Annotated in this window: 10 protein-coding genes; 7 read left to right on the forward strand and 3 right to left on the reverse strand. The window is 46.2% G+C overall.

All coding sequences use genetic code 11. The annotated features are described in order from the left end of the window. Positions 1-626: 626 nt before the first annotated feature. On the reverse strand, positions 627-1,286 hold the full coding sequence (gene yihA, locus L2713_RS10560; protein ID WP_023266199.1) for a ribosome biogenesis GTP-binding protein YihA/YsxC: 660 nt from the start codon (positions 1,284-1,286) through the stop codon (positions 627-629). 169 nt (positions 1,287-1,455) lie between these two features. Here yihA and L2713_RS10565 point away from each other — a divergent pair, with 169 nt between their 5' ends. The 5 genes from L2713_RS10565 (at position 1,456) to hemN (ending at position 6,346) form a co-directional block, all read left to right on the forward strand. Continuing rightward, entirely contained in the window at positions 1,456-2,079 is a 624-nt protein-coding gene (locus L2713_RS10565) for a c-type cytochrome (protein WP_011718817.1), read from the forward strand. Between the two features lie 823 nt (positions 2,080-2,902). After that, entirely contained in the window at positions 2,903-3,541 is a 639-nt protein-coding gene (locus L2713_RS10570; RefSeq protein ID WP_248967866.1) for a class I SAM-dependent methyltransferase, read from the forward strand. An 82-nt stretch (positions 3,542-3,623) separates the two neighbouring features. Then, positions 3,624-4,175, forward strand: a complete 552-nt coding sequence (gene yihI / locus L2713_RS10575; protein ID WP_248967854.1) for a Der GTPase-activating protein YihI — start codon at positions 3,624-3,626, stop codon at positions 4,173-4,175. A 68-nt stretch (positions 4,176-4,243) separates the two neighbouring features. Then, a complete protein-coding gene (locus tag L2713_RS10580) occupies positions 4,244-4,711 on the forward strand; it encodes a DUF2489 domain-containing protein (RefSeq protein ID WP_011624631.1) in 468 nt (155 codons plus the stop codon). Between the two features lie 258 nt (positions 4,712-4,969). Then, on the forward strand, positions 4,970-6,346 hold the full coding sequence (gene hemN, locus L2713_RS10585) for an oxygen-independent coproporphyrinogen III oxidase (protein WP_084796735.1): 1,377 nt from the start codon (positions 4,970-4,972) through the stop codon (positions 6,344-6,346). Between the two features lie 71 nt (positions 6,347-6,417). Here the strand turns inward: hemN and add are convergent, their stop codons facing one another. Further along, complete coding sequence (gene add / locus L2713_RS10590) at positions 6,418-7,413, reverse strand: adenosine deaminase (protein WP_248967856.1); 996 nt, start codon at positions 7,411-7,413, stop codon at positions 6,418-6,420. A gap of 211 nt (positions 7,414-7,624) precedes the next feature. Between add and L2713_RS10595 the strand changes: the two genes are divergently transcribed. Both L2713_RS10595 and L2713_RS10600 read left to right on the forward strand, forming a co-directional pair. Then, positions 7,625-9,430 (forward strand): DUF885 domain-containing protein, encoded by a 1,806-nt coding sequence (locus L2713_RS10595; protein WP_248967858.1) that lies wholly within the window; start codon positions 7,625-7,627, stop codon positions 9,428-9,430. Positions 9,431-9,532: 102 nt separating this feature from the next. Beyond that, a complete protein-coding gene (locus tag L2713_RS10600) occupies positions 9,533-10,546 on the forward strand; it encodes an alpha/beta fold hydrolase (protein ID WP_011624635.1) in 1,014 nt (337 codons plus the stop codon). Here L2713_RS10600 and L2713_RS10605 read toward each other — a convergent pair. After that, entirely contained in the window at positions 10,503-12,953 is a 2,451-nt protein-coding gene (locus tag L2713_RS10605) for an EAL domain-containing protein (RefSeq protein ID WP_248967859.1), read from the reverse strand. The two genes, L2713_RS10600 and L2713_RS10605, sit on opposite strands and share 44 nt — an antisense overlap. Between the last annotated feature and the right edge of the window lie 294 nt (positions 12,954-13,247).

The raw sequence follows: 13,247 nt of genomic DNA on the forward strand, positions 1-13,247 counted from the left end.
CAAAATAGAGTAAAAACATTAAATCTGAAGAATTGATCAATTCTGTACTAAAAATACAGTCAAATTAGTGAAATCAGTGGTTTAAATGTCTTTTGTGAAAATATCAGATCAAACACCGCTGATTTTTTCACCTAAAACTTGAGATCTACCGCACACAATTATCACTTTTTCAAAAAAACTGTTTTCCATTTAAAGATAAATAGCGTATTATTCTCTGCGTAGGGTACAGAGGTTAAGATGTTCTATCTTTCAGACCTTTATTTCACTTATAGTGACGAGCCAAATTCTGGCGCCCCAGCAACTTGTTTGCTGGGGCTTTTTTTTGCTCTTTTTTCGGCCTAAGGATGATTTCAACAAAGGTGAGTAAATTTTAGAGTATTTACTTTAATAAAAGGTAAATTCGATGTATGCTGTCTTCATTGAGAACCATTGAAGGTAATTTGATGGTGCTTGAGTCTTGTTGAATTTAGCTTCTCCCCAAAAGAGCTAAAATTTTGGCCGGTGACTAATGTTATCGGCTATTTTTTTGCCCAAAATTTACAGGGTGAAATAGATGTTTTATAAGGGGATATTGCAGAAAGAAATGGCCGAATGCGCTCGTGGCATCCGACCATAAAGCAAAAGACTTACTCGGCGTCGTCTTGATTTTCTAACTCATCGGCCAACCATTGCGGATGACACCATTCATTTAAGATACTAAGCACTTTAGGTTTGCCCGTGCCCTTGAGCGCAGAAAAAGGCTCAACCTGTACCCAATCACCAAACTCAACCAGCGCTTTACGCACTTCGTTCACGGTTTTCATCTTCGCGCTTTGCGCCAATTTATCGGACTTAGTCAGTAATGCGAGTACTGGAATTTCACTCGCAACCGCCCATTCGATCATCTGCATATCCAAATCTTTCAACGGATGACGAATATCCATCAATACCACAACGCCACTTAAGCACGCACGCTTCTGCAAATATTCGCCGAGGGATTGTTGCCACTTTAATTTCATGGCTAGAGGCACTTGGGCAAAGCCGTAACCCGGTAAATCGACTAATCGGCGCTGCGTATCGAGTTCAAATACGTTAATTAGCTGAGTGCGCCCCGGGGTTTTACTGGTACGCGCTAAGTTTTTCTGCTCAGTTAATGCATTGAGTGCACTCGATTTTCCGGCATTGGAACGACCAGCAAAAGCAATCTCAACACCAACGTCGCCGGGCAGATATTGATCCAAATGTGCAATGTCAGGTGCACTGATTAAAAACTTCGCCCTGCGAAAATCTATATGAGATTCAGTCACTATTTACTCCAATATATTTACTGCGCAATACCATAATTTATGAAGAATTGCTTACTTTTCCACGTTTTCGTGTAAAATATTACCCCGATCACATTAAACATATTTTACCACGCTTGCGGGTCACCCTAGTAAGCTCAGGATAATAATCTTAACCAGAAGTTGGAACGCCATGAAAAAGTTAGCTCTTGCGCTGTCTGTTGTAGTTGCCGCCATATCTTCACCTGCGATTGCTGAAGGTAATGCTGAAGCGGGAAAAACTAAAATTATCGTTTGTTCTGCATGTCACGGCATGGACGGTAACAGTATGATCGATATGTACCCTAAGCTTGCGGGCCAACACGCCACATACCTCCAAAAGCAACTACATGATTTCCGTAGTGCGGCGCAATCTGGCGGTAAAGATGGTCGTATGGATCCTATCATGAGTGGTATGGCAATGCCTCTAAGCGATCAAGATATTCTTGATATCAGCGCTTATTTCTCTAGCCAAGCAATCCAAGTTGCTGAAGCGAAAGATGTTCCTGAGCTAGGTGCAAAACTTTACAAAGGTGGCGATGTATCACGCGGCATCACAGCTTGTATGGCATGTCATGGTCCAGATGCTAAAGGTGCTGAATCAGCAGGTTTCCCTGCATTAGCTGGTCAACACGCTAACTACATCAAGATCCAACTGACTAAGTTCCGTGATGCAGGTCGCCACAACGATCTCAACGGCATGATGCAAGATGTCGCGAAAAAGTTAAGTGACAGTGATATCGAAGCATTATCTAAGTACATTGCTAGCCTGAAATAGGTTTTAGCGATAAAAAAGGGTGCACTGTCACCCTTTTTTATCGCCACAAAGTTTACGTTAACGTAAACTGATAAAGATTCATGCTTGACATAGATCACAGATTTGGGTTTAATAAGCCCCGTACCGAGATAAACCCATCTGTTTGTACAAATAAATTAATAATAACTTGCAGATTTCGGTATAATTAACATTCAAGATATAAGAATAAAGACTCTCAATAACAATAATATAACTAAGACCACTCTCTAATAATAATAAGAGCAGTGATTTCGCCTTGAAATCCCGGTCAGTACATTTTTGTAAGGGATGGCCGATAACGCCAATTTGCGATAAGCAAATCGCCTTACACTCAGGGTAACTTGCCCCATCAGGACACAGTTTGAATGATTCAAACTGTAGCAAAGGAAGCTAATAGCTTTGGATGCACTGGCTGGAAGCTTGTTATCACTGGAAGGTACTTCAAGCAACATGGATGGTTAACTTAATGTCATTGATGACGCTGTAATAAAGATGTGTCTTGAGACCATCTACGGAAACTGTGGTCTGGATGGCGACAGAAACTAATTAAGTGTCTGGAAGACCGATAACTAAAATGATGCAGGGAAAGCAGTAAAAAAAAGAAGGATACCGACCGGGAAAGTCGCATAGCAAGTAAGGATACTTGGAATCAGAATAGGGTGCAAAATGCACCGTTTGTAAGGCGGCAGTTTAACTGCCGCCTTTTTTCTTTGTGATTCTCCACCAGCATACATCCAGCACCGAAAGTGCACTTCCGCAATATAATTGTTACAATCAAGACCTTAATACTTTTCTAGTTGACTCAATGCGCAGATGTCCTCTTTGTCATAGCACGCAAACACTGTTGCTCCTTCAGGACAAGAAACGGTGTTTTTATGTTTGCCAGACATGCGGACTCACCTTTGCAGACGCAAATAGCCATCTTCCTCCCGCGGCAGAAAAACAGCGTTATGGCCGTTCGCGGATTGCCGCCAAACAGCGCCAACTGTCGCAATTCATTTTACCGCTACTAGAACAAATACAATTGCAGCAAAAAGGTAGCCTTACGGGCTTAAATTTTGGACGCGTGTTAGATCAAACCAGTCTGGCGACCATTGAATCGGCGGGACACACTTTCAAGCAGTATGATCCTTTCTTCGCACCCGACCACGAAACGCTTAAGCAAGAGTATGATTTTATTTGCTGCTACCGAGTCTTTGAGCATTTTCAGCACCCCAGTAGAGAATGGAGTTTACTGACCCGTTTACTCAAATCGGGTGGCTGGTTAGCGATTAGCACCCCCTTATTAATTGATTTAGAAGGCTTTGCTAAATGGCATTATAAAAACAATCTCACTCATGTGAGTTTTTACCAAAGACAAACCTTTGAATACCTAGCGAGTCATAGCGATTTTGAACTATTATTTGCCGCGAAAGACCTCGTTTTGATGCAAAAAACATCATAATCTGGTATAACAGCCGACCGAATTTAGTACCGAGTCGATCCCGTATCGGCTAGGCCACACGTTGTAACCAATTGAGAAAATCATGTCTCGTAGCAAGAAAACACGCAAGGGCGGCGATAATAGCCCTAAATTACAGCCAAGAGTGAAAAAGCAGGACCGTGCAGAAGTCACTGGCAAGCGCGCCGAAAAGGGCAACAAGTCTGGCAGTCGTCATAATGAAGCGCTGATCCAGGCTCAAGCACCACAGAAAAAGGCTGCACAGAAGAAAGATCCTCGCCATGGCAGCAAAAAGCCTGTGGCATTGGCTTTACCAACAGCCACTGAAAAGCCAGCCACACCAAAGGTTAAGCAACCCAAGTTAACCGACGAGCAAAAACTGTTGAAGCTGGAAGAAGATCCAAGACTGAACCAGTTACTCGATATGCTGGAAGAAGGCCGTAACTTAAGCAATGACGACCAACAATGGTTAGATCAGCAGCTGAACAAGATTGAAGCCCTGATGATTAAACTGGGTATCAGCGATGAGTTAGAAGATGAAGCGCCAGCGAAATCTAAAGCCAATTCAGATGATGACCTGTTCGATCGCTTTGAATCGGGTGCCGACCTGCTAAAAGATTATCAAGATAAGTTTTAAATCTTAGAATAGGCATAAAAACAAAGCGCTCAGCCTTTGTTTTTATGCAGTCTAAACAAGGAGTTTACGTGTCTACCACTCTTATCCTGCTTGGTTTTATCATCATTGTTGCCCTCAGTAGTTACGCCACTTTCTTACTCCTCAAGCTCAAGCAACAGAAACAACGCCAACAAGCGCTCACTGCCGAGCGTGAAGCGGCTGCTAACGCGAAGCGCGCCCAAGTGTTAGAAGATATCCGCTATATCGCCACCGCCATGATTGACGACCGCTGCGAAATCTCTGAAGGTGTGGTGAGGATTGGCCGTTTATTTGAAATTTTATCCTTAAGCGAGCGCGTGGCACCTGAGTTCCCAGCATTCTTCCAACACTTTGAGCTGATTAAAGATCACCCGATTATGGAAGCTCGCCAAGCCCTGCCAAAGCAAGAACGGATGAAGCTCGATTTTGTCCGCATGAAATCTGAAGCAGAACTGGCTGAGGGTATTACCGCCGATGCCAAAAAGCTCTCAAATTATCAATTAAAAGCCCCACATTAAGCTGACGACATTAACCTCAAGGCCAAAACCTTGGCTTTGAGGCCCAATCGCTCCCGCATTTCTTTTCCCACACAGAGTACGGCTTCACGTGAGCCTGTGCACAAAACCTCCAAAAAACAACAGACATGGGCTCCTTTTTGATAGATATTGCGTAACTTCTAAAAGGACAGACATCATTTTTACAACCTAGATCAAGGTTATTTGGCTAAGAACCTTGCATACTTCGCTTGTTGCTAATTTACCCTCGGAGGACACGCCTTGAAGCAGCCCACTCAGATAAGCTGGGATCAGTCGATGATCGAAAAATATAACTACAGCGGTCCCCGTTACACTTCTTACCCAACGGCGCTGGAGTTCGATGATTCATTCACTGAACAAAACCTGTTAACGGCGATTGAAAACAGTAAGAGTGACAAACTGTCGCTGTATATTCACATCCCCTTCTGCGCCAAACTTTGCTACTACTGTGGCTGTAATAAAGTTATCACTCGCCACGCCCACAAGGCCGATCAATATATCGAGTATTTGAGCCACGAAATTATTAAGCGCGCTCCGCTGTTTAAGCACTACACAGTCACCCAAATGCACTGGGGCGGCGGCACTCCAACCTTCTTAAATCCTGAGCAAATTCTGAAGTTAACCGACTTAATCAAGGCTAACTTTAACTTTGCCGCTGAAGGTGAGTTCTCTATCGAAGTTGACCCGCGTGAGATTGAGCTTTCAATGCTAGATACCTTGAAAGAAGCGGGCTTTAACCGCATTTCTATCGGGGTGCAGGACTTCAATAAAGAAGTACAAGTCGCGGTTAACCGTGAGCAGGACGAGCAATTTATTTTCGATTTAATGGCCAAAGCCAAGGCCATGGGATTTGTCTCAACCAATATCGACTTAATTTACGGTCTACCACATCAGACACCCGAAACATTCGCCGCCACCATGCAGCGCGTGTTAGACCTATCGCCCGATCGTCTATCTGTGTTCAACTATGCCCACTTACCCGCGCGTTTTGCCGCGCAGCGTAAGATTAAAGATGAACATTTACCTTCGCCAAAACAAAAACTAGAGATGTTGCATCAAACGATCGAAACTTTAACTGGCGCGGGTTATCAGTACATCGGCATGGACCACTTCGCTAAGCCCGATGATGAGTTGGCTAAGTTACAACGCGAAGGCAAACTGCACCGCAACTTCCAGGGTTATACCACCCAAGAAGAATGCGACCTGCTTGGTCTTGGCGTGTCTTCTATCAGCCAAATCGGCGATTGTTATGCGCAAAACCAGAAGGACATTCGTCCTTACTACGAAGCCATCGACAAAGACGGACATGCACTGTGGAAAGGTTGTAGCCTGAACCGTGACGACGAAATCCGCCGTGTCGTGATCAAACAACTGATCTGCCACTTCGATTTAGATATGGCAAAAATGGACGAAAAACTGGGTATTAAGTTTGAGGAATACTTCGCCGAAGACTTAAAACTGCTGCAAACCTTTATCGACGATAAGTTAGTCGACGTCACCGACAGAAAGATCACCATCAGCCCCACAGGCCGCCTGTTGATCCGCAATATCTGTATGTGCTTCGACCTTTACTACCGTCAAAAAGCACGTCAACAACAGTTCTCCCGCGTGATCTAACACTGACGCATCTCCAATAAAAAATCCGACTCGAATGTCGGATTTTTTTATTGGGAAATAGAGCCGCTTACTTAAGCTTTAGCCGCATATAGCGCCTTGCGCTCGCTCTCGGATAAAAACGCCATTTCCACCCCGTTGCGTTGCACTTGAGCCAGCTCAACATCGCTTAGTCCCAGTTCAGACTTGGCAATGCGGTATTCATGCTTGATATCAATCGCACTCACGCCTGGATCATCGGTGTTAAGGCTTATCAACACACCAGCATCCATAAAGGTTCTGAAGGGATGTTCAGCATAGGAAGACACGGTCGACGTGTGCAGGTTGCTGGTTGGGCAAGATTCGATACCGATACGGTGTTTAGCGAGATATTCCATCAGCTTAGGATCGTGAATCGCATTCACACCATGGCCGATACGTGTCGCGCCCAGCTCCTGAATCGCTTGCCACATACTTTGTGAACCGGCCGCTTCCCCCGCATGGGCGGTAATGGCTAAGCCTGCATCTCGCACACGCTTAAAGTGCTCGTTAAACAATTCGCCAGGGAAGCCTAGCTCATCGCCGGCTAAATCCATCGCGACTAAATGTTGTTTATGGGCGAGCAGGCCTTCAAGCTCCTGAGTACAAGCGGCTTGGCCGAATGAACGCGACATAATCCCGATAAGATTGATTTTTACTTGGTAATCTTTCAGGCCCGCTTTCACCCCGTCGATAACCGCTTCAACCACACCTTCAATCGGTAGTTTATGGTTCATCGCCATGTAATATGGGCTAAAACGCAGCTCTGCATAATCAAGGCCAGATAACGCCACATCAGCCACGTTTTCATAGGCGACACGTTTTACCGCATCTAAATCAGCTAGCACTGCCACCATCCAGTCAAGCTTCTTCAAGAAGGCGACTAAGCTGGTTTCTTTCCCCTGAATTTGTACAAATGGCGCGAGAGTCTCTAAAGAATCGGCAGGTAAAGCAATGCCGTGTTGGTGTCCGAGTTCCCAAATGGTGTTCACTCGCACGTTACCATCTAAGTGACGATGCAAATCCACCAATGGAATGGATGTATTGATCATAATTAACCCCTATGTGAGCTACCCAGCCAATGCTTTTGTTATTTGGTCTAGGGCGGACCCTAAGTTTAACACGCATTCTTTAGTGGCACTTAGCTAAGGGCGGGATTTAAATTCACATTCAGTCACAATTCTGCTTAATATGCGTACAACAATCTGGGGTAAACCTCAGGCATAATGAGTTCATTAACAACGAAAATATCCGAGATAAATCATGCATAAACTCTTTACCACAAGCTTACTGATTTGCGCACTTAGTGCCTGTAGCGCGGTTCAGCCCCCAGTCGAATCCACCAAACAAACAACGGTAGCCGTTGCGCAGTCCACAGCCAAGACTATGGCCCCAGCACTGCAAGCGATTGTGGATCAAAGTTGGCAACTCCAACTCAGTGCCAGCCCTGAAATGGCCTATGGAATGGGGGATAAGAGTGCTGCGGGTAAACTGCAAGATCTGTCTCCAGAAGCCCTAGCCAAACTCAATCAGGGACAAATTGCCATTCTCGCCCAATTGAAAGCACTGGATCGCAGCAAGCTGAGTAAAGAGGATAAAATCAACGCCCAAATCCTCGAAGATCAGATCCAAAACGAGGTCGACCTGTATAAATACAAGGATTACTACCTGCCGATCACCGCAGAGAGTGGCTTCCACGCCTATATATCTTCCATTGCGCAAGGGCGGTTCAATACCCTAGAGGATTACCAAAACTACCTAGGCAAGCTCAAGGCACTACCGACCTATTTTGCCCAGCAAACCCATTGGTTAAAACAAGGATTAAAGGAAGGCATTACACCGCCTAAAGCCACGCTCAAGGGATTTGAAAACAGCATTAGTGCTTACATCTTACCGGTAGAGAAAAGCAGTTATTTCAAGCCATTTACTCAATACCCAAGCCACTTTACTGAGGCACAAAAAGCGCAACTGACCCAAGAAGGCCGTGCATCGGTCGAGCAGAATGTGCTCCCGACCTATCAGGCTTTTTATGATTTTATGACTCAGGAGTATATGCCCAACACTCGGGAAAATATTGCCGCCAACAGCTTACCCAATGGTGATGCCTTCTATGAGAACCGCGTTCGTTACTACACGACCTTAAATATGACCTCGGCCGAAGTGCACGAGCTTGGTTTAAAAGAAGTGAAGCGTATCCGTCAGGAAATGGAGCAAGTCATTAAGTCTGTTGGCTTTAAAGGCAGCTTTGCCGACTTTTTACATTTCTTAAGAACCGATCCCCAGTTTTATACTACTAGTGCGTATCAACTCCTGAAGGAAGCGGCCTTTATTGCCAAAAAAGCCGATGCCATGTTGCCTAAATATTTTGGTAAATTACCACGCAAACCCTATGGTATCGCGCCAGTGCCTGCCGAAATCGCTCCTAAATACACCTCAGGTCGTTATTCAGGATCTAATCGTGATGACGAGCCGGGTTACTACTGGGTTAATACCTACGCCTTAGATAAGCGTCCGCTCTATGAACTCGAAGCGCTAACGCTGCACGAAGCCGTGCCCGGGCATCATCTACAGATTTCACTCAACTCCGAACTGAGCTCATTGCCTGATTTTCGTCGCTACAGCTATATTTCGGCCTTTGGTGAAGGTTGGGGATTGTATAGCGAATACTTAGGCTTAGAAGCAGGATTCTATCAAGACCCTTACAGTAACTTTGGACGCCTCACTTACGAGATGTGGCGCGCCGCTCGTCTCGTTGTCGATACGGGGATGCACGCCCAAGGTTGGAGTCGAGAACAAGCCATCGAGTTTATGGCGAGCAACACGGCGTTATCGCTCCACAATGTGACGACTGAGATTGACCGTTATATTACCTGGCCAGGGCAAGCGCTCTCCTACAAGATTGGTGAACTCACCATTAAACGCCTACGCGCGAAAGCCGAGCAAGCCTTAGGCGATAAATTTGATATTCGCGCCTTCCACGACGCGGTATTAGAGAATGGTTCTGTGCCTATGTCGGTGCTGGAGCAGCAAATTAACGACTTTATCGAAGCGCAAAAAGCCGCGATTTAAGCTCATCCCAAGGGAGCGGGTATTTTCCTGCTCCCTTTCCTGCCCACCCCAGTTCTCTGATACACTCTAGCAAACCTTTTTGCCCGAGATGTGCGACAGAGTATGAGCCAAACGCCCCTAAACTTTCCAAGGGAAGAGTTTTCCAAGGTAGCTTTTTCAACGGAACACGATTTAAATACTTCTGAACAGCAAGCCTTCTGGCAAACCGTTGTCCAAGACACACTCAAAACGCCCGATGGATTAACCTTGGCCTACATGATGGTCAAGCACCCCAAGGCCCATGCCAGCATAGTCATCAGCAGTGGCCGGGTTGAGTCCTACTTAAAGTATCAAGAACTCGTTTTTGATTTGTACCAGCAAGGCTATTCGGTATTTGCTATCGATCACCGCGGCCAGGGATTATCGAGTCGCATGACGGCAAATCCCCATCAAGGCCACGTGCGGCGGTTCAACGACTATATCGACGACTTTGCCCTGTTTATGCAAACCGTTGTACTCAAACATGCCACTTCGCCACTGTTCTTGCTCGGGCATTCCATGGGCGGCGCCATCGGTACCTTGTATCTCAAACAACATCCCGATGTGTTTACGGCGGCGGCATTCTCAGCCCCCATGTATGGCATTAAGTTGCCTATGCCCAAAGGATTTGTCCGTTGGCTTGCGAGTAAACTCGATGCCAGTCTCAACGGCGGAGAGCCTAACTATGTCCTCAGCGGGCAAAACTATAAGGCAGCTCCTTTTAAGGGTAATGATCTCACCCATTGCCAGAGTCGTTATCAAGCCTACCGAGAGTTGTACGATGCGGCGCCAAAGCTGCAATTAGGCTCACCCACTAACCGCTGGTTAACTGAATCCTTAGATGCGGCCGATGCCTGTGTATTGGCCACAGCACATATCCGTACGCCGATTCTGATCCTGCAAGCCAGTGAAGATAAAATTGTCGATAATGCCGCACAAAATCTGGCGGTAAGCTCAAATTGCCAATTAAAAGTGATTGCAGGGGCTGCCCATGAGATTTTTATGGAGAAAGATAGCTACCGTAATCAAGCGCTTAATTACGCGCTCGACTTTTTTAAACGCTACGCAACAAGGGACGTGGACAAACAAGCTGTTTAAAGTCATTAACACTTAAGGCACGCGCAATATTGTAGCCTTGGAAGTGGGTGCAACCTAACTGGCTAAAGAGTTGTTGTTGCTGTGGTGACTCGACACCTTTGGCCACGATAGACAAGTTAAAGGCTTGTACCGACTGAATCAGCGCTTGGCCCCAGCTCGTATCCGTCGTTAAGTTAGCGGCACAATGTAAATCGAGCTTCACCTCATTCAAGGGATAGTGACGCAAGCAACTCAAGGCGCCCTGTCCAGCACCAAAGTTATCTAATGTTATCGCAACCCCAGCTTCCGCGAGCAGACTAACCCTCGGCTGAATAAAGGAGGCTGATGTTAGTAATGCACTCTCGGTTAACTCAATCCCCAGCTGATTGTCGTCCAGCTCATAGCGACGGGTTAACGCAACTAATTGCTCGACGAAATCAGCTTGGCAGAAAGAGAAGGTACTGATATTCAAAGTTAAACGAGGCAGGCTAATGCCCTGCTGTTTAAATTGTTTAATCAACTGGCAAACGCGCGTAGCCACATTTAAATCGAGTGATGCAATCAGACCATGGCGCTCGGCGAGGCCAATAAACTTAGCGACGGGGATAATATCACCGTTGGCTAAATGCCAACGGGATAAGACTTCCGCAGCGACTATCTTCCCTTGCATATCCACAACGGGCTGGAACATCAATGACAACTGATTGTCTGTAATCGCACGCTTTAGTTGCTGGCATAACGACAATTCGGGATCTTGAATATGTTCTAAATCAGGATGATAGAAGGCACAACCGGCCTGCTCGAACGAATGAGCATGTTGCAGCGCCAATTCGGCACGGCGCAGTGCAATTTCAGGAGAGAGGGTTTCAACCGAATCTAATAAACAAATACCAATATCGGCATTGAAGCTGACACTTTGCTCGCCTTGATGGAATGGACGCGTCGTCATGTGCCTTAACTCGGTAGCTAAAGCCAAGGCTCTGCGCCCAGCTATCGTAGCGTCAGCCGCCAACTCTTTGGTCAAAATGGCAAACCGCCCAAGCTCGATATGGGATACCAGAATATTTTCAGCAAAATAACTTGAGAGCCTCGCATTCAGTTGCGACAACAAGCGATCAAGTTCATGAGGTGTGAGCGTATCGCTAACAGTATGAGTTTCCACATTGAGTAACAATAACGCGCCCCAATGACCTGCGCTGGGTCGTTGGCAGATATATTGGGATAACTGCTGCATAAAAGCTTCGGGCAGCATTCTATCGCCTGTCTCAGACTGCTTAACCAACTCGGCGATAGCCGCATGGTTTCGCTCACTTTCAGACACATCCACATGAATACCGATCATGCGAGTGGGACGACCGAGGTGATCCCAATCGACCAACATACCACGGTCGAATACCCAGACATAATGGCCGTCGCGATGCAGTAAACGATGCACACTCTCAAATTCTTTTGTCTTGCCGCTGACATATTCCTGCAGGCAGTCCAGCACGCTTTGTCTATCATCGGGATGCAAACGGCTCTCCCAAGTCTGGAATGCGCCTTCGAGTTCGTCGGGCTGATAGCCAATCATTTCCTTCCAACGATCAGACAAAAATACCTCGCCAGTCCGAATATCCCAATCCCAAATACCGTTACGCGAGCCTTCGACCGCAAACAACCAACGTTGCTCACTGTCATTGAGCTGCTTAACGGCTCGCGCTAAGCGCTCATGAACCTGCTGCAGACTTGTCTGTAGGGATAAAACCTCGGATGCGCTCCAAGGCACTTGAGTTGAAAACTCGGGAGTTCCAACGTGTTTGGCCGATTGACTCAACATCTTGAATGGGCGGATCAACAGATAATATAAAACGAAGGTAAAACCGATTAGCAGCAGAGCACCGAGCCCCCAGACACGCATAAATCGTTGTTGTAGCTCAGTTGAAGCCCTCGCAACCAGAGGCGCTAAATCCGACTCGAGATAGACGAGCTCTGTAGCGCCGGGATATTGAGCTTCCACAGGATAATAAGCTTGAATAGACAACCGCTCAGGATTAACCAAAATGCTCGCCTGACCGGATTGCACCACCGCATGATGCTTAACTACATCATATCCATCGATAACCTCAATGGCATTACTATCACGCCAAACGGTATGATTTGCAAAGCGGATCCGACTATTTGCGTCCAGTAAGATATAAACCATGACGTTCATATCTAAGGTTGCCAGAGAGACTTCCTGCTCGATCCGTTCTATGTCTTGTAATGCTTGCGCCGATTGCACCACGGCTTGCATACGCAATAACTGCTGCTTGATCTGGCTGACTTGGCGATCGGCTAATTCATTACGCACCAACTCACTCTCATAAAAATACTCAGCCGTTACTAACACTAAATACAGTGCCAGCATACATGCAGGTATCAATACGGCGAGCGAGAGTTTGCGAAGCATGGGTAGCCAAATATCTTCAATAAAGAAATGGACGCCTCGTATGCTAACGGGAAACCGATGACTAAGCAAAAAGACTTAACATAAGTGCCGCTATTTTAGACTAAATAATAGAATCTACGGGATAAGCGTTGAGAATCTTGACTCAACACAAGCTTGAAGAATTGAACCTTGAAATGGCAAACGCGAAAAACAAAAAAGCCAGCTTATTCAGCTGGCTTCATTGTTTAATTAGGCGCTTGGCGATGACCTACTCTCACATGGGGAGACCCCACACTACCATCGGCGCGATTGCGT

It is taken from the genome of Shewanella seohaensis (assembly GCF_023283775.1).
Taxonomy (GTDB): Bacteria; Pseudomonadota; Gammaproteobacteria; order Enterobacterales; family Shewanellaceae; genus Shewanella; species Shewanella seohaensis.